The organism is Cupriavidus sp. 96C5-1 (assembly GCF_057798855.1).
Window position 1 is genome coordinate 15358 of sequence record NZ_JBYOJU010000059.1, and the last position, 25488, is coordinate 40845.

Consider the following 25488-nt stretch of genomic DNA (forward strand, 5'->3'; position numbering starts at 1 on the left):
GGCGGGGGCTGCCGCCGGCAGGGACGCGGAGCCGCCCCGGCGCCCTACCCCTTGCCAGCCGCAAAGCACCGCCGGAGTCACATGCTCACTGCCAGATCCGTCGTTCGCTGAAGCCCGGGTCGGCCCGGATCTCGGCCTCGGTGAAAGGCAACGCGATCCAGCGCTTCCGGGAAAACCGCTCGGTCTGGTCGGCCGCGTGCGGCGAGTCCGGGTCGGACGATTGCGAGTAGGCCAGGAAGGCCTCGGCATGCGGCCCCGCAGGGCCGAACGACACTGCCTGAAGGTAGCTGGTGCCATGCATCACCTCGCGCGTGCCATCCGGCTGCTCCCGGCTTTCCATCATGTTGTACACGCCCAGCGCGTCGCTGCCGCCGTGGATCGGGATCTTGCGCGTGCCGCGCCGCACCACCTGTAATTCACCCCAGGTGATATCGGGCCGCACACCGCTGCCGTTCACCGCATGCACCGCGTCCGCTAGGGCGCGCCGCAGCAATCCCGCAGCGGCGGCGTCATTGAGCCTCAGGCCGCGTGGTGTGCCGACGGGGTCTCGTGCATCGAACGGCACGGCCCATACCGACGGCTCCTCGCCGATGGCGGCGAAGAATTTTTCGAAATAGAGATAGCCGATATTGCTGCCCAGCCCCGCCGTGCGATCCCAGGCGGCCAGGCGCTCGCAAGCCTCGCCAAGCCTGACCGGCACGCCATCGCGCGTGCTGGCGGCGGGCGTGGCGCGGCACAGCTTGAGCAGGTCATCCATCACCTGTTCCGCGAAATAGACGCGATTGCTCAGGGCAATGGCCTCCAGTTGCGGCAGCGTCATGCCGCGCCCGGGCAGGCCATCGGTTCCGGCGAGCCGTGCCTCCAGCTGTTGGATACCGATGCGCGTGCGCCCTCCCTGCGGGTAATCCGACTGGCTCACCAACGGCGAGTACCCCGTGAGCGGCGCCGCCGGCTGCGTGAGCCAGGCGCTATCGTTGGAGTTCTGCACGTAATCCATGCGCTGGATGACCGGCAAGCCGGCGGCGGCGAAGATGCCGCGCTGCGGCGTGCCGGGCTGGTCGGCCCATTGGCACGCCGGCGTGCCGCGCAGCACAAACCTGCCAGCCACGGAGCCGCGCCCGCAGCGCGCCAGCTGCGCCGCGCTGACATTCGGCACGGGCGTCAGCGCCATGAACAAGGCGGTGCCACCGCTGTCGACGGCGATGGTGTTGTTCCACGGATTGCCGAGCACGCGCTCGACCGACTCCCTCAGTTGCGCCAGCGAGCGCGCCCGGTTCATCGCATGCCATTGCGCCACCATGCGATGGTTCTCGGTATTGGCGTCGCGCAGCGCATATGCCTTGGTCCGGGTCCAGCCATGGCCGGGCACGCTTTCAGGCAGCGCCAGTACCATGCCGAATTCGCTGAGGTAGAAGGTGTGCGACTCCTGCCCGATGCTGCCGTCAGACTGCCGCACGTCGATCGTCACCACTTGGCGCTGCATCGGCCGCGATACGCCGTCAACACGATAGCGGGTCGGGTCGGCCGGATCGAGATCCAGCTCGAACAGGGTTTCATGCGAGGACGACGCTGTGGTATGTGTCCAGGCGAATTCCCGCGTGAAACCGATACCGATGACCGGCATGCCCGGCAGCGTCGCGCCCATGACGTCGATGCGGCCCGGCAAGGTGAGATGCAACTGCATCATGCGGGTAATGCCATGCCAGGGAAAATGCGGGTTGCCCAGCAGCATGCCCTGCCCGTTCCTGGTCGCATCACGCCCCAGCGCCACGCCGTTGCTGCCGGTCCGGTAGGTACTCGCGCGCGTTGCCGCGGCCGCTTGCGCGAGTGCCACCCGCGCACGCCGCGCCGGGGCGCGCACAGGCGCGACGCCCGCGCCGGGCGGCTGCGCTGCCACCAGCCACGGCGCAAAGGCCACGACGCCATTCAGCGAAGCGTAGTAGCGCATCAAGCGCATCAGGTCCCGTTCATTGATATCCCGCACCCACGCCGCATTGCGGCAGGCCCTCGGCAACGCTTGCCTGCCGGTTTCCTTCAGGTAGCGGTTGTAGCCAGCGGCAAAACCCAGGAACCGGCTGCGCAGCTCGGGCGGCTGCGCGCGCCACGCCTCGTCGAGCACGGCGGCCTGGTTGAGCTGCATATAGAAGAAATCGGAAGCGCGGTTGTCCAGGCGCCCCCCCTGCTCCACGAGGGCGTTCGCCTCCAGATGGCGGGAACGCTCCCCGGCGACTGTCAGGAACTGGTCGGCCAGCACGCAGATGCCGTCCTGTGCCTGCGCATAGCCTATGCCGAAGCCGAGGCCCGCCTCGTCATCCGCCGTCACGTGCGGCACGCCATAGCTGGTGCGGCGGATCTGCGCGCTGTAGCGCACGCTATCCGGACTCGCCGCCTCCTCGTCACCGCAGCCGGTCAGCAGCACGCATAGCCAACCCGCCAACGCGGCGCGACACAGGAAAGCAAAGCCGGCAGGTACTGGTTTCATGCCTTGAAGTCCCAGCTCATCTGTTCGAGGATGCCCACGCCGTGCGAAGTGCGCATGCATTCGCTGACGTAATCGGTGATCGATAGAGGCTGGAAGTCGATCTCTTCCCGGATGCGTCCGTTGTCGAACACATAGCCGAGTTCCGCGAATCCCGAGTACAGCCGCAAGGCGCGCTCGATCAGGCGACGGTTGCTGATGCGCTCCGTACGGGCCACGTCGTGCGCCAAGACGGGAAGATCGCTGGCCGGGCACATGCGGTAGGCGGGTGCATCTTCGCTCAGGGCCGCCTCGTCCATGGCGGCCACCACCTGCGCGATGGTAGGCGCCCCCGCGCCCGCCGAAAGATGGTAGGCATCGAAGCGCAGGTCCGGTTTCAGCGCCAGCCGCAGCAAGGCCTGCGCACAGTCGTCCGCCGCGATGACGTCGATGCGGGTCAGCGGCCCGGCGGTATAGCGGCGTGCCCGGTGGATAATCCGGAACAGCCAGAAGATGCTGGCCGACGGCTGCGTGCCCAGCACGGTGTGCCCGACTACGATGGAGGGCCGCGCCACCACCAGCGGCAGGCCCGGGAAATCGCGGCGCAGCAGCAGTTCCACTTGCTGCTTGCTGCGCGTGTAGGGCACCAGATGGCTGGCGTCGTCCCCGCTGGCATCCTGCTCGGAAATCCTTGTCCCCCTTGGCCCTCTTGTCCCGCGCCGCGTACCGCAAGCCATGGCGGTACCGACGTGAACGAAGCGGCGCAATGCGGGACTGTCCGCAAAGCGGGAAGCGAAGCGGAGCGTGTCCCGCACGTTGATGCGCGTGACCTGGGCATTGGAGGAAAACGAAGCCATCGCCGCACAATTGATGACATGCGTGACGCATGCCAGGCGAGCCACCGCCGCCGGCGCGAAATCGCTGTCCAGCGAGCCCAGCAGCACGTTGTCCACGGTCAGCCACGCGGCCCGGCTGGCCAGCAGCCCGCACTGGATCGCATTGGCGCGCAAGCGCTCCAGCGCGTCCGCAGCATCGTTGCCGCGCACCAGGCATAGCAGGCGCTCTGCCAGTCCCGCGTTGATGGCAGCCACCATCACGTTGCCACCGATAAAGCCGGTGGCGCCCGTCAATAGCAGGCACTCCACTCCGGCCGGACGTGTATCGCAGGCATGCGTGCGGACAAGATCCTGTGCGTTCAGGCTGGCATGCCAATCCCACATCATGGCATTCTCCTTGGAAGGTGTAGTTGATCGCGCCAAGGCATTCTCGCCTTCTGTTCCACGGATGCCCGGCCTCGATGTCGAAGCCCGCAGATTAGGGGTGGCGTGGCACGCTGTCTGTCCTGAAATCGCGCGAAATCTTGTTCAATTGTGCAGATTTGTCCGGAAGCTTCCCGGACCGCCAATGCATGCCGCGGGCCGGATAGAATCGGCACTTTTATGCCCCAGGGAATCCCGTCATGAGCGACGCCATGGCCAAGTACAAGGTATTGCTGATCGAAGACGACGACCGCCTCGCGCAACTGGTCAGCGAATATCTGGGCAACTACGAATTCGCGGTGGAAGTGGTCCGGCGCGGCGATATCGCGGTGGCCGCCGTCCAGGCGCACCGGCCCGCGCTGGTCATCCTCGACCTGATGCTGCCGCACCTGGACGGCATGGAGGTTTGCCGCGGCATTCGCGCTTTCTCGCGTGTGCCGGTGCTGATCCTGACCGCGCGCGTGGACACCTACGACCAGGTGGCCGGCCTGGAGCTGGGCGCCGACGACTACGTGGTCAAACCCATCGAGCCCAGGTTGCTGGTGGCCCGTGCCCGCGCCCTGCTGCGGCGCGCTGCCGCCGAGCAGGTTCCCGCAAGCACCACGCGGGCGCCAATGGACCGCGAACTGGTGTTCGGCGCACTGTCGATCTCGCCGCCCAACCGGCAGGTAACCTGGCGCGGACAGGCGGTGGACCTGAAAACCACCGAGTTCAACCTGCTGCTGATCCTGGCGCGTGCCGCCGGTACGGTACTGAGCCGCGACGACATCCTCAAGCAATTGCGCGGCATCGAGTTCGACGGCATCGATCGCACGGTCGACTCGGGCATCTCGCGGCTGCGCCGGCGCTTCGAGGATGCCTCTCCCGAGCCCCACAAGATCAAGACCATCTGGGGCCGGGGCTACCTGTTCAGCCCGTCCGCCTGGGAGGAATGAATGGTCCGCTCGCTACTCAAGCTATATCTGCTGGTGATCGTAGCGGCAGCCGCTGCCGTAACCGTCATCAACACCACCTTCATCCCGCTGTTTCACGAACACTTCACCGAGACCGAGCGCGAAAGCCGCAAGGGCTATGCCTTTACGCTGACCGAGTATCTCGGTCCGCACCGGGGCAAGGAGCGCGACGCCGCGCTCGCCAACCTGCGAAAGCATGCGTTCGAGAAGTTCGACCTGCTCGAACGCGCCGATCTCTCCCAACTGGATGCACGGCAGTTGCGCGATATCGCCGCCGGCAAGCTGGTACTCAGCTACGACGCCAAGGATTACTACCTGCCACTGCGCGATGGCCAGATCCTGCATGCGAGCAGCGAGGAAGAGGATCACACCAATATCTCGGTGCTCGCCTATCTGCTGATCGCGCTCGCCACCCTGCTGTCGATCGTGGCGTGGGTGTGGTACCACTGGCGCGATCTGGACAAGCTGCAGCAGGCGGCCAGGGATTTCGGCAATGGCAAGCTCTCGACCCGCGCCAACCTGACCAAGCGCTCCAATATCCTGGGACTGGCCAGGCAGTTCAATGAAATGGCCGAGCAGATCGAAGCCTCGATCGTGCACCAGCGGGAGATGATGCACGGCATATCGCATGAGCTGAAAACGCCGATCGCGCGGCTGGAATTCGGCATCGCCCTGCTGCAGTCGGCCGGCAGCGGCGAGGTGGAGCAGGCGCGCCAGGCCTTGCGCCTGGAGGACCTGCGCCGCGATGTGCGCGAGCTGGACGAACTGGTCACGGAGTTGCTGACGCTGGGCCAGCTCGAACAGGGCGCTGCGCCGATGATGCTGATGCGGGTCTCGGTCAGCGAACTGATCGACAGCGTGGCGGCCAGCGTCGCCAACGAGGTGGCCGACCGCAAGCTGACGCTATCGGTGAGCGCCAGCGGCCCCCACCCTCACCATATCTGCGATCCGCGGCTGGTGGCTCGCGCGCTGCTCAACCTGTGCCGCAATGCCAGCCGCTATGCCAGCGGCGCCATCCACCTGTGCGCCGAAACCGACACGGCAGGCACCTTGCGCCTGACCGTGGAGGACGATGGCCCTGGCGTTGCGCCGGACGAGCGCGAACGCATCTTCGAGCCCTTTCACCGGCCCGACTCGAGCCGAAACCGCCACACCGGCGGCTTCGGGCTTGGCCTGGCCATCGTGCGGCGCATAGCGCTGCTGCATGGCGGCCAGGTAAGACTGGACAGCGGCGCCGCGGGCGGCGCGCGCTTTGTCATCACATTACCCGCCATGGACGAGGCTGGCCTTGCCGGGGCGCACGCTTGAGGCGTGCCCGGTGATACAGGCGCAACCGATGGCCCCCGAACCGCACGAGGTTTTTCGATGAGATGGTCGACGATCGTTGCCGTACTGCTGTCCTGGATGGGCGCATGCGCGGCAGCCGGCTGGGTGGCGATGGCCTGTTCCAGTCTGATGACGCGATGACCCATAATCACCGCGCGCACGACAAAAAGCCCGCCGGGACTGTCGGCGGGCTTTTTAGTAGAATAGGTCTGGTTGCGGGGGCAGGACTTGAACCTGCGACCTTCGGGTTATGAGCCCGACGAGCTGCCAACTGCTCCACCCCGCGTCAGAGGGGCGTACTATACGCCACTCCCGCGAGTTTGCAAAGCATTTTCCGCACGCTTTCTTGACAGCGTTTACGTAAACGTGTAAAAGCAAGTGGGCGCATTCTTTGCGCTCAAAAAAGGATTTTTCCATGGAAACTGGTACCGTCAAGTTCTTCAACGCCCAGAAGGGTTTTGGCTTCATCACCCCGGACGCTGGTGGCAAGGACTTGTTCGTCCACATCTCTCAGGTTCGCGGGGGTGCTCCGCTGCAAGATAACCAGCGAGTGCAATACCAGTCGCAACAGGGCAAGAAGGGTCCTGAAGCGGCCAATGTTTCCCCCGTTTGAACCCGCCGCTTTGCGGCAAAGCTAAAGGACAGAATTGACTAAGATCGTCTTGAAACCAGGTGAGCCCGTTGAAGTTGCAATGCGGCGTTTCCGTCGGGCCATTCTCCAGACCGGCCTGATCGTTGAACTCAAGAGCCGTACCGCTTACGAGAAGCCCACGACCGAGCGCAAGCGCAAGAAGAAAGCCGCGGAATCGCGCCTTCGCAAGCGTCTGCGCATGCAGATGCTGCCGAAGAAGATGTACTGATTTCGGCACTGCATGCGGCAAGCGCGCTCAGACGCGATTTGCCGCAGGCCGCATAAATCCGCCAGTCAACGCCTGGCGGATTTTTCCATTTCCGCGGCGCTGTTGGCGGTCCGGCCTTAAACGGCCAGACCCCAGCCTGCCCCGTCCCGCCCTCGCCGTCGTTCATCCGAACCGATCAAGGCCGGCGCATTGCATGCACTCGCCCATTGCGCGCGACGTTGCCATGCGTACCAATTCCCACTACCGACTCCCTGCCGTCGCAACCGCTCCGGGCGCGCACTTCCCTGTATTCGCGTTTCCGATGGTGCACATTGGCACAAACGCGCCAAGCCATCCCTGGCATGGCGCCGCACTCGCTTTGCCTCAGTCGGCCGGCATCGGGAACACCAGGCAGGTGGTCGTGGCATAGGCGTACAGCTTGCCCTGCGTGTCGATGATACGGCCCTCGGCAATACCGATCTGCGTGCTCAGGCTGATAACCTTGCCCTCCGCGCGGATTGGGCCGGTCCGCGAGGTCAGCGGCCGTACGTAGTTCACCTTCAGTTCCAGCGTGGTGTAGCCCTTCCCCGCCGGCAGCATGGTATGCACCGCGCAACCCACGCAGGAATCCAGCAGGGTCGCGGCGTAGCCACCGTGCACGGTGCCGATCGGGTTGTAGTGCTGCGGGCCAGGGGTGCCCTGGAAGACAAAGCGGCCAGACTCGAATTCCACCGGGAAAAAGTCCATCAGCTGAGCAATGGGCGCGCCGGGCATCTTTCCCGATAGCAGCTCCTCGAAGAACTGCAGCCCGGCACGCTCGCGCAGTTGCGCTCGCGATGCCACCCCGGGCTCGCCCATGCGCGCACGCGCCTGGCGTTCGGCTTCCTGCCACTGGGCCAGTGTGTCTTCCGCACTCATTCCTCTTGTCTCCTTGGTTTGCTTCGATCTGCGGTTCTCGACTCGCCCACCCCGTAGCCGGGTCGCTTCGCGCCTCGCGTGAACCCGCAAGATAACCGGATCTGCGGATTCTTGCTGCGGCGCGCCACAAACCGGGCGCGCCACTGCCGGCATAATGGCGGATATTGCGCCAGCGGCGCGCCCGATCCGCTCCTGCCTTGACTGCCATCCTCGAACTACGCAATGTAAGCAAGCAATACGGCGATACCGTCGTGGTGGACGATCTCAGCCTGAGCGTGCAACGCGGCCAGTGCTTTGGCCTGCTCGGGCCGAACGGCGCCGGCAAGACCACCACGCTGCGCCTGTTGCTGGGGCTGACCACGCCCGCTGCCGGCAGTCTCACCCTCTGCGGCGAACCCATTCCCCAGCGCGCGCCGCAGGCCCGCATGCGCGTGGGCGTGGTACCGCAATTCGATAATCTCGACCCCGACTTCACCGTGATCGAGAACCTGCGCATCTTTGGCCGCTACTTCGGCCTGGAGCGGGCCGAGATAGAACGCCGCATACCGGCACTGCTCGAATTCGCCCGGCTGGAGAGCCGTGGCGGCGCGCAGGTGCGGGACCTGTCAGGCGGCATGCGGCGGCGCCTGACAGTGGCGCGCGCGCTGATCAACGACCCGGACCTGCTAGTGATGGACGAGCCCACCACTGGACTCGACCCCCAGGCCCGCCACCTGATCTGGGAGCGCCTCAAGTCGCTGCTGGCCAGCGGCAAGACCATCCTGCTGACCACCCACTTCATGGAAGAGGCTGAGCGCCTGTGCAATTACCTGTGCGTGATCGACGGCGGCCGCAAGATCGCCGAAGGCAAGCCGCATGAACTGATCGACAGCCAGATCGGCTGCGATGTGGTGGAAGTGTATGGCGACAATCTCGCCCCCCTGCGCCGCGAACTGAATCCGCTCGCGGCCCGTATCGAGGCCAGCGGCGAAACGCTGTTTTGCTACGTGAAGGAACCGGCGCCGCTGCTGGCCGCGCTGCACGGGCGTGCCGGCGTGCGCTACCTGCACCGCCCCGCTAACCTGGAAGACGTCTTCCTCAAGCTGACCGGCCGCGAGATGCGCGATTGACGCACGACTGACAACGGATTGAACATGAGCGAACAAGACCCCCGCCCTACCGCCACGCCGGCCGCCACCGTGCCGCGGCAGACGGCCGTGCAGCGGCAGCACTACCCGCAGCCGCTGCTGCCGATGAATATGCGCAACTGGACCATGGTCTGGTACCGCAACTACATGGTGTGGAAGAAACTGGCGATTCCCTCCATGATCGGCAACCTGGCCGATCCCATGATCTATCTGTTCGGGCTCGGCCTGGGCCTTGGCCTGCTGGTGGGACAGGTCAACGGCGTGTCCTACATCGCCTTCCTCGCGGCCGGCACCACGGCCTCGAGCGTAATGATGTCGGCCAGCTTCGAGTCAATGTATTCGGCCTTCTCGCGCATGCACGTGCAGCGCACCTGGGAGGCCATCATGCATGCGCCCCTGACCCTGGGCGACGTCGTGCTGGGCGAAATCATGTGGGCGGCCAGCAAGGCGGTGCTGTCGGGCCTGGCCATCATGCTGGTGGCAGGCGCGCTGGGCTATGCCCATATGCCGGGCGCGCTGCTGGCGCTGCCGGTCATCGTGCTGGCCGGCATCGCGTTCGCCAGCCTGGCCATGATCGTCACCGCGCTGGCACCCAGCTACGACTTCTTCATGTTCTACCAGACGCTGGTGATGACGCCGATGCTGCTGCTCTCCGGCGTGTTCTTCCCACTGGAGCAGTTGCCCGCGGGGGCGCAAGCGGCCACCCAGGTGCTGCCGCTGGCGCATGCGGTGGCGCTGATCCGCCCCATCATGCTGGGGCGCCCGATCGACAACCTCGCGCTGCACCTGATCGTGCTCGGCGCCTACGCGGCCGTGGCGCTGGTGGTCGCGCTGATGCTGCTGCGCCGGCGGCTGTTGCGCTGAGGACCGCCGCGAAGACCGGCGCCGGGCTCAGGCGGCGCCGGACAGCTTGAGCCCGGCGATGCCGCAGACGATCAGCGCGATACTGGCGATACGCGCGGCCGTGGCCGGCTCCTGGAAGAGTATGATGCCGAGCACGGCTGTGCCCACTGCACCGATGCCGGTCCAGACCGCGTAGCCGGTGCCGACGGGGATGTGCTTGAGGGCCAGCGCCAGCAGTATTACGCTGGCGGCCATGGCGGCCAGCGTAATCACGCTTGGCCACAGGCGCGTAAAGCCCTCGGTGTATTTCAAGCCAACCGCCCATACCACTTCAAACAGGCCCGCGAGGGCAAGCAGTGTCCATGCCATTTCGAATGTCCGTCAGCGTTGTCCCAGTGTGCAAAGATACGTCAATGTGGCGCTTCGTGCATGCCGGCCTGCGCCGCATCGTGCGCGTGGCGGCGATAGTGGCCGTATCGAGCGTGGGCGCGGGCCTGTCCGCATGCAGCGTGGTGGGCGCCACCGTGGCGGTGGGCAGTGCCGCGGTGTCCACCGTGACCACGGTGGGTTCCGCAGCGGTCAGCGTTGCCTCGACCGCGGTCGAGGCAACCTATGACGTGACCAAGGCTGGCGTGAAAGCCGTGGCTGGCAGCGACGAGGCCGCGCCGGCGCACTGAGCGCCCTGCCCGGGCGGGACAACAGGCGGCGATAGCCGGCCTCAGCCCTCGAGACCGCGCAGCAGATCCGCCTTCAGGTCGGCCACCGACTCCAGCCCCACCGCCATGCGGATCAGCCCTTCGCCAATGCCCGCGGCCGCCTTGGCTTCCGGGCTGACGCGTGCATGCGTGGTGGTATAGGGATGGGTCAGCGTGGTGCGCGTGTCGCCCAGGTTGCCGGTGATCGAGCACACCCGGGTGCTGTCGATCACGCGCCAGGCATTGGCGCGCTGCTGCTCCGGCGTATCGCCCTTGAGCTCGAACGAGACGATGGCGCCCCCGCTGCTTTGCTGGCACATGGCCGTTTCGTGCTGCGGGTGGGACTTCAGTGCAGGATGATAGACCCGTGCCACCGCCGGATGCGACTCCAGGAATTCGGCCAGCGCCAGCGCACTCGCGCTGTGGCGCTCCATGCGGATCGCCAGCGTCTCCATGCCCTTGAGCAGCACCCAGGCATTGAAGGCCGACAGCGTCGGCCCGGCCGTGCGCACGAAGGGAAACACCTTGCCCATGATGAAATCGTGCGAGCCCAGCACCGCGCCGCCCAGCACGCGCCCCTGCCCGTCGATATGCTTGGTGGCCGAATGCACCACGATGTCGGCGCCAAACTTCATCGGCTGCTGCAGCGCCGGCGAACAGAAGCAGTTATCCACTACCAGCAGCGCGCCGGCGTTGTGGGCGATCTCTGCCACCGCGGCAATGTCGGCTACCTCGGTAAGCGGGTTGGACGGCGTCTCCAGGAAGAACAGCCTGGTGTTCGGCTTGACCGCCGCGCGCCACGCGGCCAGGTCGGTGCCGTCGACGAAGGTGGTCTCTACGCCGAACTTGGCGAAGATATTGGAGAACAGCGTCATGGTCGAGCCGAAGATGGCGCGCGAGCTGACCAGGTGGTCGCCCGCCTGCATCGACGACATCACCACCGACATGATGGCGCTCATCCCGGACGCGGTCGCCATGCAGGCCTCGGCCCCTTCCAGCGCGGCCAGGCGGCTCTGGAACATGGCCACGGTGGGATTGGTGAAACGCGAATAGGTGAAGCCCGTTTCCGAATTGGCAAAGCGCTCGGCTGCCTCGGCGGCGCTGTTGAAGCAGAAGCTGGAGGTCAGGTACATCGCCTCCGAGTGCTCCATGAACTCGCTGCGCATGGTGCCGGCACGCACGCCAAGCGTATCGATGCCGAGGGAGTCGAGAGGAAGCGGTTCGTTCATGATGGAGAGGCGGTGGTACCCGCGCGGTTATCCGTGTAGGAGGTGTAAGCCAGGCTGCCCGCTGGCGGCAGCAATAAAAAAGCCCGTGCGATCTCTGGCCGGGGGCCGAATCGACGGGCTGCTTGTGTTCTTGGGGACAGGCCCCGCGCTGCGGCGGGAATCCGGCTTGCCATTGTGCCGTTGATGCGCACAACCGGGAAGCCGGCGTTCCGCTTTAGCTGTTTCGGGCATTTCCCTGTGACGGGCAATTTCCTGTTCCGGGACCGACATGGCGTTCCGGCAGGACCCGCGTCCGCAAGCTGACAATCAAATCGACGCCCGGCAATGGTACGGCCGGGCCTCGCTTCTCGTCAACTCCGCGGTGTTGCCGCACGGGCATGCCCGGTCCTGCTCGTTACCGTTACTCGTTGCCGCCCGAGCGCTGCAAGTGCAGTTGCGAGCGCTCGCCATCGCCAAGGCCACCGGTGCCATCGCGATCGGCCTGGCTGCGCGCGGTTTCCAGGCGCTCCAGGTAGGCTTCATCGATATCGCCGGTGACATAGCGGCCGTCGAAGCACGAAGCGTCGAAGTCCTTCAGCGCCGGGTTGATGTCGCGCACCGCCTGTTTCATCGCTTCGACATCCTGGTAGACCAGCTTGTCGGCGCCGATGATCTTGGCGATCTCTTCGTGGGTGCGGCCATAGGCGACCAGCTCGCTGCGGGTCGGCATATCGATGCCGTACACATTGGGGAACTTCACCGGCGGCGCGGCCGAGGCGAAGATCACCTTGTTGGCGCCGGCGTCGCGCGCCATCTGCACGATCTCGAAGGAGGTGGTGCCGCGCACGATGGAGTCGTCCACGATCAGCACGTTCTTGCCCTTGAACTCCACGCCCATGGCGTTGAGCTTCTGGCGCACCGACTTCTTGCGCACCGCCTGGCCGGGCATGATGAAGGTGCGGCCGATGTAGCGGTTCTTGAAGAAGCCCTCGCGATAGTTCACGCCCAGCTTGTTGGCCACCTGCATGGCGGCCGGACGGCTGGAGTCGGGAATCGGCATCACCACGTCGATGTCGCCGGCGGAGACTTCGTTGCGGATCTTCTCGGCCAGATAGTCGCCCATGCGCAGGCGCGCATCGTACACCGGCACGCCGTCGATGCACGAATCCGGGCGGGCCAGATAGACGTACTCGAAAATGCACGGCGTGAGCACCGGGTTATCGGCGCACTGCTGCGTGTAGAGATTGCCGTCGAGGTCGATGAAGATGGCCTCGCCGGGCGCCACGTCGCGCTCGAGCTTGTAGCCGATGCCTTCTAGCGCCACCGATTCCGACGCCACCATCCATTCCTTGCCGGTCGGCGTTTCCACGCTGCCCAGGCACAGCGGACGGATGCCGAACGGATCGCGCACGGCCAGCATGCCATAGCCGGCGATCTGCGCGGCGATGGCGTACGAGCCACGCACGCGGCGGTGCATGCCGGCCACGGCCTTGAAGATGGTGGCCGGATCAAGCGCGAGGCCGCTGCTGGCGCGTTGCAGCTCGTCGGCCAGCACGTTCAGCAGCACTTCGGTGTCGGAGTGCGTGTTGATATGGCGGCGGTCGCGCTTGAACAGCTCCTCGTGCAACTGCTTCCAGTTGGTCAGGTTGCCGTTGTGGGCCAGGATCACGCCGTAGGGGGCGTTGACGTAGAACGGTTGGGCTTCTTCCTCGCTCGAGGCCGAACCGGCGGTGGGGTAACGCACCTGGCCGATGCCGGCGGCACCAGGCAGGCCGCGCATATTGCGCGTGCGAAACACGTCGCGCACCAGGCCGTTGGCCTTGTGCATGTGGAAGGTGCTGCCATTTGCGGTAGCGATGCCGGCTGCATCCTGTCCGCGGTGTTGCAACAGCAGCAGGCTGTCGTAAATCAATTGGTTAACGGGCGTGGAGGAAACCACACCGACGATACCGCACATGCCAAGCTCCCAGGAAAGGCGTTTGAATCAGGGGGCGGCTCCGCCCTGTAGGGCGGGGCCCGCGTACTACCGGCCGGGCGGTCTGCCCGGCCTCATGTCATGTCTTGACGTATTTGGCGACTTCGGGCGGCAGCCATGGCCGCAGCGACTCCATCGCCTGCATCACATAGGGCCGGGACAGCGCATCGCGCCAGAACGCCTCTTCAGGCAGCTTGGTGAGCCCGGCCAGGGTCACCACGAACATCACCACCAACCCACCCCGCAGCAGCCCGAACACCAGCCCGAGACCGCGGTCGGCCGGCTTGAGGCCAGTGCTTTCGAGCAACTGGCCAAGCACGGTGCCGGCCAGCCCTGCGGCGATCACCGTGCCAATGAAGAGCACGGCGAATCCCAGCGCGCTACGCGCCAGTTCCCCGCCGGGCACCGAGTCGGGGATCCAGCCCGCCGCCGTCCCCGCATAGTGGTACGCCACCCAGAACGCCACCACCCAGCCGATCAGCGATAGCACTTCCCGCACCAGTCCGCGCAGCACGCCGATCAGGCCGGAAGCGACAAGGATGAAAGCGACGCTGTAATCAAAGAAAGTCGGCTGCATGCGTAATACGATATGCCGGTGCGGCGGCTGGCGTCTGGCCCAACCGGCCCCGGTCTTTACTGTTCGACCACCTTGGCGGCCAGGCCCACGTCGCGCACCCGCTTCTCGGCGGCGTCGGCCGCGTCGCGATCCGAGAACGGACCGGCCCGCAGCAGCACACGCTCACCATCGGCCAGGACCTTTTTCTCGATATAGGCGGGCACCTTGGCTGCCTTGAGCTTGCCAAGCCACCCCTTGGCCTTCTCCTCGGAGGAAAAAGCGCCGATCAGCAGCAGGAACCTGCTGCTGCCCGGCTTGGCGTCGGCGCGGACGGCGGGCTTGTCGGCAACCTTCTCGGCAGACGGGGTAGCTGGGGTGGCGGGCTTGGCCGCGGCGGCATCGGCAACCAGTTCCTCGCCGGCATCGAGCGTCTGGCTATCCACCTTGGACTGTGGCCCCGGCGGCAGCGGATCCGCCTTGCGGGTCTCGGCCTTCGGCTTGCCGGCGGCCCCGCCCGGGCCACCATCGACCCGCACGGAGATGTTGTCGACAACCGGCCTCGGCTGGGTTTCGAAGACGATCGGCAGCACGATGACGGCAGCCGCCATCATCACCACGGCGCCGATCAGGCGCCTGCGCGCCCGCTGCTTCTGCGGGAATTCCGGATCGAGCGTGTCGTCCGCATACTCCTCGGCCAGGCGCCGCGACGATGCGATGCCTGCACCCGGATCCGAGCGCGAGCGGCGCCCGCGCTCCGGTGCCGGGGCGTTGCCCTTGCGGGAAGAAAACAGCGAAAGCAGGCCCATAGATTGGTTCGGTGCGACGGCCGCAAACCCGGCCGTTGAAATTGTCGCTCAGATTGCGCGGCGATCTGTCCCGGTGTCAGCCCCGGTGTCAGCCCGGGAAGATTGCCCGGCCGCCGCGCGACTCAATTTGCCCGGGTAGCGCGATATGCCATCACGCCTGCCACGGTGTAGAACGATCCGAAGACCAGAATTCTATCATTCTCGGTCGCCCTGCCGAGGGCATCCCGGTAAGCCGCCTCCGGACTGGGGAAACAGGCTGCGGTAGCATCCGGGCCAGCGCGGAAACCGCCCTCCTCCAGCTTCTCCAGCAGATTCCCGGCCGTGGCGGCGCGCGGGGTCGGCAGGTCGCACAGGCACCAATGATCGACCTTGTCGGACAAATGGCGCAACACGCCGGCGATATCCTTGTCCTCCATCGCGCCGAACACCGCGTAGGTGTAGCGGAAGAAGCCCATATTGTCGAGATTCTGACCGAGTGTGGCCGCGGCATGCGGGTTGTGCGCCACATCCAGGATCACCGCGGGGCGCCCCGGCATCACCTGGAACCGCCCCGGCAGTTCGACGAAAGCCAGCCCGTTGCGCACTTCCTGCGCGCTGACCGGCAGCCGCGGGCGCATTGCCTGCAGCGCGGCCAGCGCCGCCGAGGCGTTGAGCAGCTGGTTGGCGCCCCGCAATGCCGGGTAGCCCAGGCCGTTGAGCTTGCGCTCGCGGCCGCTCCAGTCCCACTGCTGGCGCTCCTGGCCCTTGGCGGCCTGGTGCTGGAAGTCCCGGCCCACCAGCCACAGATCGGCGCCAATGGCCTCGGCATGGTCGATCACCGATTTCGGCGGCATGGGATCGGCCACGATGGCCGGCACATGGGGACGGAAGATGCCGGCCTTCTCATAGCCGATCTTCTCGCGCGTGTCGCCCAGATAGTTCGTATGGTCGATGTCCACGCTGGTCACGATGGCGCAATCGGTGTCGATCACGTTGACCGCATCCAGGCGGCCGCCAAGTCCCACTTCCAGGATGATGGCATCGAGTCCCGCCGCGGCGAACGCATGAATGATCGCCAGCGTGGTGAACTCGAAATAAGTCAGGCTCACCGGATCGGCAAAGCTGGTGCGCGCCCGCTCCACCGCCTCGAAATGCGGCAGCAGTTGCGCGTCGGTGGCGAACTCGCCATTGATGCGCGCGCGTTCGTTAAACGAGATCAGGTGCGGCGAAGTATGGCAGCCCACCTTGTAGCCCGCCTCCAGCAGGATGCGCTCCAGCATCGCGCAGGTGGAACCCTTGCCGTTGGTGCCGCCGACGGTGAACACCACCGCATCGATGCGCAGCCCCAGGGCCTCCTTGACGCGGGTGATGCGCGCCAGGCCCATGTCGATGCCGACCGGGTGGGCGGATTCGAGATGGGTCAGCCATTCGGGGAGGGAGGGAAAGATGGGCATGATGGGAATACTGGCTAATTCGGGGGCTTGGCTTATTGGAGCCGATTGGAGGGCGGGAGGTTCTTGGCGCCCGGGTATTTTTGCCTGGGTTCCGGCTTCAGGCTGGCATGCGGAGATATTGGGGCGTTCCGGGCGAAGTCAAAGACCTGGCTTCGATGGTCTGGCTTTCAACGCCAGAAAAGAGAAAAAGCGCGAACAACCCGTCCGCGCTTCCTCGCCTTCAACTATCCGGGACCAGGCCCTTAAGCCACTGCATCCGCCGGCTGCTTCTGCAGCAAGGCCAGCAACTGCGCCAGCTCGTCCCGCAGCTTGCGGCGATCGACGATCATGTCGATCGCGCCCTTCTGCAGCAGGAACTCAGCCCGCTGGAAGCCCTCCGGCAGCTTCTCGCGCACGGTCTGCTCGATCACGCGCGGACCGGCAAAGCCGATCAGGGCCTTAGGCTCGGCGATCACGACATCGCCCAGGAACGCAAAGCTGGCCGAAACGCCACCCATGGTGGGATCGGTAAGCACGCTGATAAACGGCAGCTTGGCCGCCGACAGCTGGTTCAGCATCGATGTGGTCTTGGCCATCTGCAGCAGCGACAGCAGGCTTTCCTGCATGCGCGCGCCGCCCGTGGCGGTGATGCAGATGAACGGCACCTTCTGCTCCAGCGCCGCCTGGGCGCCGCGCACGAAGCGCTCGCCCACCACCGAGCCCATCGAGCCGCCCATGAATTCGAATTCGAAGCAGCTCACCACCACCGGAATGGTGTGGATGGCGCCGCCGATCACGACCATGGCGTCGGTTTCGCCGGTGTCGTCCATGGCGCTCTTGATGCGGTCGGGATACTTCTTGGTGTCCTTGAACTTGAGCGCGTCGACCGGCACGATTTCCTGGCCGATCTCATAGCGGCCTTCGGCGTCCAGCAGCCCGTCCAGGCGGGCGCGGGCGCGGATGCGCATATGGTGGTCGCACTTGGGGCAGACGTGGAGGTTGGCCTCGACGTCGGTACGGTACAGCACCGACTCGCACGACGGGCACTTGACCCACAGCCCTTCCGGAATGCCCTTGCGGGTGGAGGGGTCGGTCTGTTGAATCTTGGGAGGGAGGAGTTTATCCAACCAGCTCATGAAAGGCTCCTTTCGGCACATGCGCGGAACATGTCAGGCCGCGAATTTACCATGCCTGCCGTCCGCAGTCCCCGTTCCGCCGGGGCAATGCGCCTGTTGCGGCACAACTGCCGCAAAAATCCGTCTTTTTACGGGCTCACCGCCCGGGCGGGCGCCGGGGCGGTGCCGCATGAATCACCCTCAGGCGTCGAGCGCCTGACGGATTTCGGCGATAAACGCACGCAACGATTCCACCGCCTGCGCACGCGGCGCATCTTCCAGCAACTGCACCAGGCGGCTGCCGATCACCACCGCATCCGCCACGCTGCCAATGGTACGCGCGGTCTGCGCGTCGCGGATACCGAAACCCACGCCCACCGGCAGGTTGGCGTGGCGCTTGATCTGCGGAATGCGCGCAGCCACGCTGTCCAGGTCGATGGTGGCCGAGCCGGTCACCCCCTTGAGCGACACGTAGTACAGATAGCCGCTCGCCACCTTGGCGACCGCCTCGATACGGTCGTCGGTGGAGGTCGGCGCCAGCAGGAAGATCGGATCCATCTCGCTGGCGCGCATCAGCGCGGCGAAGGATTCGCACTCCTCGGGCGGATAGTCGACCACCAGCACGCCGTCGACACCGGCCGCGCACGCGGCCTTGGCGAAGACCTCCTCGCCCATGCGCTCGATCGGGTTGGCATAGCCCATCAGCACCACCGGCGTGGCAGCGTTGGTCTGGCGGAACTCGCTGACCCAGGCCAGCACCTGGGTCAGCGACACGCCTTGGGCCAGCGCGCGCTCCGAGGCACGCTGGATCACCGGACCATCAGCCATCGGATCGGAGAACGGCACGCCGAGTTCGATCACGTCGGCGCCACCGGCCACCAGCGCATGCATCAGCGCCACGGTCAGGCCGGGCTCGGGATCGCCTGCGGTGATGAACGGAATCAGGCCCTTCTTGTTCTGCGCGGCCAGCGCCGCGAAAGTCGTTTTGATTCGGGACATGGTCATTGAGCGAGGTTGGGCAGCGGCGTGGACGAGGCGGGCAGCAAGGGCTCGTCGTTCGCGGCGGCGATATTCAGGATAGCAGGCGCGGCCCGCGGCGAGCTGATGCAAGCCGCGACGCGTTCGCGCGCCACGCCCACGTATTCGGGGTTCATCTCGAAGCCGACGAAACGCCGTCCGTGCAGCGCGCAGGCGACCGCGGTGGTACCGCTACCGGTGAAGGGGTCGAGTACCAGTCCGCCGGGAGGGCAGCTGGCCAGCACCATGCGCTGCACGATATGCAAGGGCTTTTGCGTCGGATGGTCGGCACGTTCCGGATCCTGCCGGTGGATGCGCGGCACGCTCCACAGGTCCTTCGGGTTGTAGCCGACCTCGAGCCACTTCTTGCCCTCGAAGCGCGGACGGCTGCGCGCCTTCTTGGTCTCGGCATCGTACGGAACGCGCACGGAGTCGAGGTCGAAGTAATAGTCGCGCGCGCGCGCAAAGAAGCCGATATTGTCGTGCACCGAGGAATACTTGCGCGTGGTGCCGCCCATGCTCGGCACGCGGCGGTCCCAGATGATCTCGTTGATCATGCTGAGGCGCTGCTTGAGCATGACGAACAGCTCGGGCGAGTACTGCCAGGTGCAGAACAGATAGAGCGAGGCGCGCGGCGCCAGCTTGGGCACCACGGCATCGATCCAGCTCGCGGACCATTCCAGGTAGGCCTGCCCGGACAGGCGGTCGGAGTCGTTGCCGTAGTCCTTGCCCAGGCCATAGGGCGGATCGGCCACGATCAGGTCGATCGACTCGTCGGCAATGCGCTTGATGCCTTCCAGCACGTCTTCCTGATACAACGTCAGTTGCGGTGCGGCGAGGGGAACGGAGGGGGCGCCGCCCTCGGTGGCGCCCGGCGGGAGCATCTCGCGCATCAGAGCTTCAGCCCCGAACGCTCGGCCACGGTATGCATGTCCTTGTCGCCGCGGCCGGACAGGTTGACCAGCAGCAACTTGTCCTTGGGCAGCGTCGGCGCCAGCTTGCAGGCGTAGGCGATGGCGTGGCTGGATTCCAGCGCCGGGATGATGCCTTCGATGCGGCAACAGTCGTGGAAGGCCTTGAGCGCCTCCTCATCGGTGATCGGAACGTATTCCGCCCGCCCGATGTCCTTGAGCCATGCATGCTCGGGACCGACGCCCGGATAGTCCAGGCCAGCGGAAATCGAATGGGTCTCGATGATCTGGCCGTTGGCATCCTGCAGCAGGTAGGTGCGGTTGCCATGCAGCACGCCGGGCGAGCCGCCGATCAGCGCCGCCGCGTGGCGGCCGGTCTCGAGGCCGTCCCCGGCGGCTTCCACGCCGATCAGGCGCACGTCCTTGTGTTCAATATACGGATAGAAGATGCCCATGGCATTGGAGCCGCCGCCCACGCAGGCGATCACGGCGTCGGGCTGGCGCCCGGCCATTTCCGGCATCTGCACCTTGGCTTCCTCGCCGATCACGCACTGGAAGTCGCGCACCATCATCGGGTAGGGATGCGGGCCGGCGACGGTACCGATGATGTAGAAGGTGTTCTCGACATTGGTGACCCAGTCGCGCATGGCTTCGTTCAGCGCGTCTTTCAGGGTCTTGGAGCCGCTTTCCACCGGCACCACGGTCGCGCCCAGCAGCTTCATGCGGTAGACGTTGGCCGCCTGGCGCTTGACGTCTTCCGAGCCCATGTAGACCACGCATTCCATGCCGAAGCGCGCCGCGATGGTGGCGGTGGCTACGCCGTGCTGGCCGGCGCCGGTCTCCGCGATCACGCGCGGCTTGCCCATGCGCTTGGCCAGCAGCGCCTGCCCGATCACATTGTTGATCTTGTGGGCACCGGTGTGGTTGAGGTCTTCGCGCTTGAGATAGATCTGCGCGCCGCCGAGCATCTCGCTCCAGCGCTGCGCGTGGTAGATCGGCGACGGGCGGCCAACGAAGTGCTTCAGCTCGCGGCGGTATTCCGCATCGAACTCGGGATCTTTCTGGAAGTGAGCATAGGCTTCGCGCAATTCATCCAGCGCGTGCACCAGCGTCTCGGAAACAAAGGAACCACCATAGGGGCCGAAATGGCCACGGGCGTCGGGCAGGTCGTACATGAGTCAGCTCTTCTGAACAGAGTCCTTGCCGGTCGTCCGGCAGGAGCTCGATGGCATTAGGGTCGTACGCGGGACAGGCACGGGCAGGCGGAAGAGGATGCCCGAAACGCACCCAGTCCTAGCCGGCATCCGCGCTGCGGACCGCGCGCACGAAGGCGGCAATCCTGGCGTGGTCTTTCACGCCTTTGGCAGCCTCCACGCCGCTGCTTACATCGACGGCGTAGGGGCGCACGCGCTCAATCGCGCCAGCGACGTTTTGCGCGTTCAACCCACCACTCAAAACGATCCGAGGAGCGGCGCTTGCGGTCGGGTTGTGGATAGGTGGAAGCCATGCCGGTGGGATCAGGGTCCAGTCGAAGACGTGGCCGCCACCGCCGTAGCCTTCAACGAAGGCATCGAGCAGCAAAGCAGCGGCATCGCGATACAGATCTGCGAATTCTACCAAATCGAGGCTGGGCTGCACGCGTGCGGCGCGCAGAAAAGGCAGCCGGCAGCGCTGGGCTACCTGGGCGCAGGCTTGCGGCGTCTCGTCGCCATGGAACTGCAGTAGCGTAAGCGGCACCCGCTCGGCCACGTGGGCGACGTCGTCGGCCTCGGCGTTGACGAACAGGCCCACCACCGATACGAAGGGGCCGGCGGCTTCGGCCAGCGCGGCCGCGCGCGCCACCTCGACAAAGCGCGGGCTGCCCGGATAGAACACGAGGCCGATCGCATCGGCGCCGGCATCGACCGCGGCGCGCACGTCCTCCTCGCGCGTCAGCCCGCAGATCTTCACGCGGGTGCGGCATGGCACGGCGCTGTCCGGCTCAGGCATCAGGGTCATTGGCAAACACTCCATGGAACAGGCTGGCGGCCGTATCGGCGGCCGGGAGCCGGTATGGCTCAGGATACTTCACCCCGGCCAGATAGAGGCCATCCGGCATGAATGTGGGCGCCGCCTTCGCGCGATTGCGGCCGGCCAGCACTTCGGCCAGCCAGCCCGGCGGATAGCGTCCCCGCCCTACCGCCACCAGGCAGCCCATCAGGTTGCGCACCATGTGGTGCAGGAAGGCGCTGGCGCGAAAGCGCACGAACAGCCAGTCGCCGTCGGCCTTGAGCGTGACGTCGTACATGGTCTTGACCGGTGACTTCGCCTGGCACTCGGCTGCCCGGAAGGCCGAGAAATCGTGCTCGCCCAGCAGGCAGCCGGCGGCTGCCCGCATGGCCGCGATATCCAGGCCCTGCCCCGGCGGCAGCATCAGGTAGCCGGCCCTGCCGTGCACCAGCGGCACCCGGTGCGGGCCGGTGTAGAGCGCGTAGTAATACATGCGCTCGAAAGCCAGGAAACGGGCGTGAAAGCCGTCGTCGACCGGCCGGGCCCATTGCAGCGCAATAGCGGGTGGCAGGAAGGCATTGATGCCGCGCACCCACGAGAACGGTTCGCGCGACAAGCTGGTGTCAAGGTGGATCACCTGGCCAAGGGCGTGCACACCGGCATCGGTGCGGCCGGCCACGGTGGTTGGCAGGCGGATGCCGGCAAAGCGTTCGATCGCGTCTTCGAGCCGGTCCTGTACCGTATTGCGGTGCGGTTGCGACTGCCAGCCGGAGAAGGCGGCACCGTCGTAGTGGAGGCCGAGGGCGATGCGGGTCATGAGGCGGAAATGGACAACGAACGAAAGGAAACGGACCGGACGCCGGCAAAAGCAGGCGATCGCCGCTTTGCCAGAACCGCCCATAAAAAACAAAAGCGCCGGGAGCCATGCTCCCGGCGCGTCCGTGGCGGAGCCGGGCGCATCGCCTGCGCACAGCCCGCCATGATACAGCTTGACCGTCAGGCCACGTCGCGCAGCAGGCTGCGGGCTTCGGTCAACAGCGGATCCTGCGACTGATCCACCACTTCCTGCAACAGTTCGCGCGCGCCTTCCTTGTCGCCGATTTCGATATAGGCCCTGGCCAGGTCGAACTTGATCTGCATGTCGCGGCCGCCATCGACGGCCTCCGCGGACAGCGTGCTGGGCGAAATGCCGCGCGCCGTGTCAAGTCCGCTCTCCGCGCTTACGCGCGACAGGTCGATCGGCTCGGACAGCTTGCCGTCCCGCAGCATGGTGGGCGCCGGCAGCGGCACGCCATCCCCATGCCTGCCGCCGTCATGCGTATCGGCGAGCTTGACTGCCCCGGAGCCGCTCACGTCAAGCGGATTGAGATCGAGCGAAATGCCTGACATGTCGAAGTCGAGCGGCCGCCCACGCGTCGGCGTATCGAGCGCAGGTACATCCGATGCCGGCACATCCAGGTCGAAGCCGTCGTCCAGGCGGGTCGCCAGCACGGAAGGCTCTGCCCCGATATTGCCGAACATGCGTGCCGCGGACTCCGGGGCCGTGATCGGCGTACCGGCCGCGGGTGCCGGGAAACCATCGAGCGGCAGCGCCAGGTCGGCCAGCGCGGCATCGCGCGGCGCCGCCGCCGGATCGTGCGAGGGATCCTGGGTGCGCCACTGATCCCCCGGCAGGGTCGTGGTGTCGCCGGAGGCCGCGTCGGGCGTCACGCTGAGGTACATGGCATTGCCCGGATCAAGGCGCCGCCCCATGTCTGCCGCCTGTGCCCACTCCGCCCCCTGTCCACCCGTCTGGGCAAACATTTCTTCTGCAATCACGCGAAAACCTTCCACATCCTGACGATTGTTGTAAATCTCCATGAGCTTCAGGCGGATCGCCTGGCGCCCAGGGTTTTGCTGCAAGGCTTCGCGCAGGATTTCCTCGGCCTGCACATCGCGCCCATAGGCGATATAGACATCGGCCTCGGCGATCGGATCGACCTCGTTGGCTTCCGGGGTATTGTTGCCAATCCGGAAATCGGCCCCGAACACGCTGTGCTGCGAGGTGTCGACGCTTTGCCCGCCCGCCGTGCCGAACAGCGAATTGCCGCCGGCCATCACGGTGCTTTCCTGCGACAGGATGCTGTCCTGGAAACCGGCGCTCTCGCTGGCCTTCTGCTGCCGGCGACGGCGATAGATGGCGTAGCCGCCCAATAGCGCAATCAGCAGGCCGCCACCGGGCAGCAGCATCGGGTTGGCCTGCAGATCCTCCAGGAAGGACGGCTGCGCCACCGGCTGGGGCTGCGTCACCAGCGGCGCGCGCTTGGCCGCGGGCGCTGAAGCAGCAGCGGGCCTGGCGGCGGTAACGGCGGTATCCGCGCTCGCGCCACTGGCGCCGGCCGTGGCCTCGGCTGCCGAGGCCGGCGCTGCGGCCCGGGGGGCCGAAGCTACATTGGCAGCAGCAGTGGCGGCGGCACTCGCACCGGAGCCAGCCGCACCGGTCGTGGCAGCCGGTGCCGCCGCATCGGCCTTGACCGGCTCGGCCGGCACCACCGCCGGCGCCGCGGCGGGTGCTGCAGCGTCCTTGCCCGTGCCCTTCTGGGCCTGGGTCAGCTTGGCGATCTCGGCGTTCTTCAGCTCGACCAGCCGCTGCATGTCGTTAAGGTTCTTCTCAAGCTGGGCGAGGCGCGCCTCGGCCTCCTTGAGTTGCCGATCCTTGGCAATGTTGCTCTCCGCCTGGGCCGCGGCCGCCGCCTGGCTGCCACGCTCGGGCTTGCTGAGCTTGAGTTCGTCGCGCGGGCCGGCGGCCGGCGCGGCCTGCTCCTGCACGCGCGCGGTGACATTGCCCGATTGCTCCCGGCCGCTGCCGGCCTCGACCGAACGCGCGGCGGCTGCCGTAGCCAGGCGGCTGCGGTACGCATCAAAGCCCTGCGTGCGCGCCACCACCTCGCGGCGCGCGGCGCGCGGTGTGACGGACTGCGCTTCCTGCTGGCTGGGCACCTTGAGGACGGCACCGGCCTTGAGGCGGTTCATATTGCCGCCGACAAACGCGTTGGGGTTATTGCGGTAGAGCGCCAGGAGCATCTGGTCGAGCGACACCGACTCCTGTCCCTGCGAGGCCTCGCCGGCAATGGCGGAAAGGTTGTCGCCGTGCTGCACGGTGTAAGTGCCGCCAGGCGCGGCGGCGCCATCGGCCGCCGGGGAGGCGGCGCGGCGCGCATGCGGAGCGGGAACAGGGGCTTTTGCCTGCGGCCTGGCGGCCGGACGCGGCTCCGCAGGGGCCGGGACCACGCCCGCTACGGGCGCGGCGCTTGGCGCGGGCGCAGCGGGCGCCGGACTGATGGCACCGGATTCGTCTGGCGTTCCGGCCTGCACCACGGTGGTGGGCGAAAACGTCTGGTTGGACGGCTTGGCGCCGGCGGGATCCAGCAGGAAGGTATAGGCACGCGACACCTTGCCGCTGGCCCACGTCATGTCGACAAGGATATCGACGAAAGGCTCGCTGATCGGCTGGTTGGAGCGGACCCGCGCCACGTAGCTGCCATTGGCGCGGCGCTCGACCTGCAGGCGCAGGCTGCTGACCGCCGGCAGATAGGTCAGGCCGGCCTTGGCATACGCATCGGGCGGTGCCAGCTTGACGGAAAGCCCGTCCGCTTCCTCCGCGCTGACGCCACTGATATCGATTTCCGCCTGCAGCGGCTGACCCAGATTCGACTGTACCCGCAATTGCCCGAACCCCGCGGCATACGCGGCCGGCTGCGCGAGCAGCAAGCCGAGTGCCGTGAAGGCCAGCGTTGACCAGCGCTGACGGGCGGTAGGCGCATCTTTCCGGCGATGTTGGCTCACACTCACCTTGTGCTCCGTTGTGTTGTGTTCCAGTGCCCCGGTTCCGGAATTCGTTGAAGCCGTGAACTTGCGAAGCAGGGCACTGAATAGTGAAATTAACTTAACATCAATGGTTTAGCGCAGCAAGTTAGCGTCCTGACTGAGCCCTGCGCCAACTCGTACGGGCGTGCGGAAACCGCCCCGCAGCCCGGCATATGCCGGATGTATTGTGACGCAACGCCAGGGGAAATAGGCAGCCGGGAACGACAACGCCGCG

The 25488-nt window shown here is 66.2% G+C and carries 23 protein-coding genes and 1 tRNA gene; 7 read left to right on the forward strand and 17 right to left on the reverse strand.

The features are described from left to right. Nucleotides 1-85: 85 nt before the first annotated feature. Both AC3FOF_RS39555 and AC3FOF_RS39560 read right to left on the reverse strand, forming a co-directional pair. Nucleotides 86-2482 (reverse strand): penicillin acylase family protein, encoded by a 2397-nt coding sequence (locus AC3FOF_RS39555; protein WP_488729714.1) that lies wholly within the window; start codon nucleotides 2480-2482, stop codon nucleotides 86-88. Beyond that, complete coding sequence (locus AC3FOF_RS39560; protein ID WP_017228666.1) at nucleotides 2479-3681, reverse strand: SDR family oxidoreductase; 1203 nt, start codon at nucleotides 3679-3681, stop codon at nucleotides 2479-2481. Before AC3FOF_RS39560 ends, AC3FOF_RS39555 begins: the two co-directional genes overlap by 4 nt. A 236-nt stretch (nucleotides 3682-3917) precedes the next feature. Here AC3FOF_RS39560 and AC3FOF_RS39565 point away from each other — a divergent pair, with 236 nt between their 5' ends. After that, entirely contained in the window at nucleotides 3918-4652 is a 735-nt protein-coding gene (locus tag AC3FOF_RS39565; protein ID WP_017228665.1) for a response regulator, read from the forward strand. Next, on the forward strand, nucleotides 4653-5978 hold the full coding sequence (locus AC3FOF_RS39570; RefSeq protein ID WP_488729715.1) for an ATP-binding protein: 1326 nt from the start codon (nucleotides 4653-4655) through the stop codon (nucleotides 5976-5978). A 228-nt stretch (nucleotides 5979-6206) separates the two neighbouring features. On the opposite strand, the gene AC3FOF_RS39575 is transcribed toward AC3FOF_RS39570, so the two are convergent. Then, a tRNA-Met gene (locus AC3FOF_RS39575) sits at nucleotides 6207-6282 on the reverse strand. A 129-nt stretch (nucleotides 6283-6411) separates the two neighbouring features. On the opposite strand from AC3FOF_RS39575, the gene AC3FOF_RS39580 reads away from it, so the two are divergent. Together AC3FOF_RS39580 and rpsU are read left to right on the forward strand one after the other, a co-directional pair. Next, nucleotides 6412-6609 carry a cold-shock protein gene (locus AC3FOF_RS39580; protein WP_006158572.1) on the forward strand — a complete coding sequence of 66 codons (198 nt, stop codon included), beginning with the start codon at nucleotides 6412-6414 and terminating at the stop codon, nucleotides 6607-6609. Between the two features lie 34 nt (nucleotides 6610-6643). After that, nucleotides 6644-6856, forward strand: a complete 213-nt coding sequence (rpsU, locus tag AC3FOF_RS39585; protein ID WP_006158571.1) for a 30S ribosomal protein S21 — start codon at nucleotides 6644-6646, stop codon at nucleotides 6854-6856. A gap of 363 nt (nucleotides 6857-7219) precedes the next feature. Here rpsU and AC3FOF_RS39590 read toward each other — a convergent pair whose 3' ends face one another. Continuing rightward, nucleotides 7220-7753 carry a PaaI family thioesterase gene (locus tag AC3FOF_RS39590; protein WP_276265776.1) on the reverse strand — a complete coding sequence of 178 codons (534 nt, stop codon included), beginning with the start codon at nucleotides 7751-7753 and terminating at the stop codon, nucleotides 7220-7222. A 197-nt stretch (nucleotides 7754-7950) separates the two neighbouring features. On the opposite strand from AC3FOF_RS39590, the gene nodI reads away from it, so the two are divergent. Together nodI and AC3FOF_RS39600 are read left to right on the forward strand one after the other, a co-directional pair. Then, on the forward strand, nucleotides 7951-8862 hold the full coding sequence (nodI, locus tag AC3FOF_RS39595; protein ID WP_017228661.1) for a nodulation factor ABC transporter ATP-binding protein NodI: 912 nt from the start codon (nucleotides 7951-7953) through the stop codon (nucleotides 8860-8862). A gap of 24 nt (nucleotides 8863-8886) precedes the next feature. Further along, nucleotides 8887-9744, forward strand: a complete 858-nt coding sequence (locus AC3FOF_RS39600) for an ABC transporter permease (RefSeq protein WP_017228660.1) — start codon at nucleotides 8887-8889, stop codon at nucleotides 9742-9744. A gap of 27 nt (nucleotides 9745-9771) precedes the next feature. Here AC3FOF_RS39600 and sugE read toward each other — a convergent pair whose 3' ends face one another. Continuing rightward, nucleotides 9772-10092, reverse strand: coding sequence for a quaternary ammonium compound efflux SMR transporter SugE (gene sugE, locus AC3FOF_RS39605; protein ID WP_017228659.1), 321 nt, complete (start codon nucleotides 10090-10092; stop codon nucleotides 9772-9774). Between the two features lie 44 nt (nucleotides 10093-10136). On the opposite strand from sugE, the gene AC3FOF_RS39610 reads away from it, so the two are divergent. Next, nucleotides 10137-10400 carry a hypothetical protein gene (locus AC3FOF_RS39610; protein ID WP_017228658.1) on the forward strand — a complete coding sequence of 88 codons (264 nt, stop codon included), beginning with the start codon at nucleotides 10137-10139 and terminating at the stop codon, nucleotides 10398-10400. A gap of 41 nt (nucleotides 10401-10441) precedes the next feature. Here AC3FOF_RS39610 and AC3FOF_RS39615 read toward each other — a convergent pair whose 3' ends face one another. The 12 genes from AC3FOF_RS39615 to AC3FOF_RS39670 form a co-directional block, all read right to left on the reverse strand. Then, the gene (locus AC3FOF_RS39615; protein WP_488729716.1) at nucleotides 10442-11647 is read right to left on the reverse strand and encodes an O-succinylhomoserine sulfhydrylase; all 1206 of its coding nucleotides are present in this window, start codon (nucleotides 11645-11647) and stop codon (nucleotides 10442-10444) included. A 400-nt stretch (nucleotides 11648-12047) separates the two neighbouring features. Further along, nucleotides 12048-13583: an amidophosphoribosyltransferase gene (purF, locus tag AC3FOF_RS39620; RefSeq protein WP_017228656.1), complete on the reverse strand. Its 1536-nt coding sequence runs from the start codon at nucleotides 13581-13583 to the stop codon at nucleotides 12048-12050. Nucleotides 13584-13680: 97 nt separating this feature from the next. Next, nucleotides 13681-14178: a CvpA family protein gene (locus tag AC3FOF_RS39625; protein ID WP_276268557.1), complete on the reverse strand. Its 498-nt coding sequence runs from the start codon at nucleotides 14176-14178 to the stop codon at nucleotides 13681-13683. Nucleotides 14179-14234: 56 nt separating this feature from the next. Continuing rightward, the gene (locus AC3FOF_RS39630) at nucleotides 14235-14963 is read right to left on the reverse strand and encodes an SPOR domain-containing protein (protein WP_017228654.1); all 729 of its coding nucleotides are present in this window, start codon (nucleotides 14961-14963) and stop codon (nucleotides 14235-14237) included. Nucleotides 14964-15085: 122 nt separating this feature from the next. After that, entirely contained in the window at nucleotides 15086-16396 is a 1311-nt protein-coding gene (gene folC / locus AC3FOF_RS39635) for a bifunctional tetrahydrofolate synthase/dihydrofolate synthase (protein WP_276268558.1), read from the reverse strand. A 242-nt stretch (nucleotides 16397-16638) separates the two neighbouring features. Then, nucleotides 16639-17511: an acetyl-CoA carboxylase, carboxyltransferase subunit beta gene (gene accD / locus AC3FOF_RS39640; protein ID WP_017228652.1), complete on the reverse strand. Its 873-nt coding sequence runs from the start codon at nucleotides 17509-17511 to the stop codon at nucleotides 16639-16641. 180 nt (nucleotides 17512-17691) lie between these two features. Then, nucleotides 17692-18489, reverse strand: coding sequence for a tryptophan synthase subunit alpha (gene trpA / locus AC3FOF_RS39645; protein WP_488729717.1), 798 nt, complete (start codon nucleotides 18487-18489; stop codon nucleotides 17692-17694). A gap of 2 nt (nucleotides 18490-18491) precedes the next feature. Continuing rightward, entirely contained in the window at nucleotides 18492-19400 is a 909-nt protein-coding gene (locus AC3FOF_RS39650) for a DNA-methyltransferase (RefSeq protein ID WP_017228650.1), read from the reverse strand. Next, entirely contained in the window at nucleotides 19400-20593 is a 1194-nt protein-coding gene (gene trpB, locus AC3FOF_RS39655; RefSeq protein ID WP_017228649.1) for a tryptophan synthase subunit beta, read from the reverse strand. Before trpB ends, AC3FOF_RS39650 begins: the two co-directional genes overlap by 1 nt. A gap of 118 nt (nucleotides 20594-20711) precedes the next feature. Beyond that, nucleotides 20712-21416, reverse strand: a complete 705-nt coding sequence (locus tag AC3FOF_RS39660) for a phosphoribosylanthranilate isomerase (protein ID WP_035814082.1) — start codon at nucleotides 21414-21416, stop codon at nucleotides 20712-20714. Beyond that, complete coding sequence (gene truA, locus AC3FOF_RS39665) at nucleotides 21400-22224, reverse strand: tRNA pseudouridine(38-40) synthase TruA (RefSeq protein ID WP_276268493.1); 825 nt, start codon at nucleotides 22222-22224, stop codon at nucleotides 21400-21402. The genes AC3FOF_RS39660 and truA overlap by 17 nt, the downstream gene beginning before the upstream one ends. A 179-nt stretch (nucleotides 22225-22403) precedes the next feature. Next, nucleotides 22404-25238 carry a motility hub landmark protein FimV gene (locus AC3FOF_RS39670; RefSeq protein WP_488729718.1) on the reverse strand — a complete coding sequence of 945 codons (2835 nt, stop codon included), beginning with the start codon at nucleotides 25236-25238 and terminating at the stop codon, nucleotides 22404-22406. Nucleotides 25239-25488: the final 250 nt, after the last annotated feature.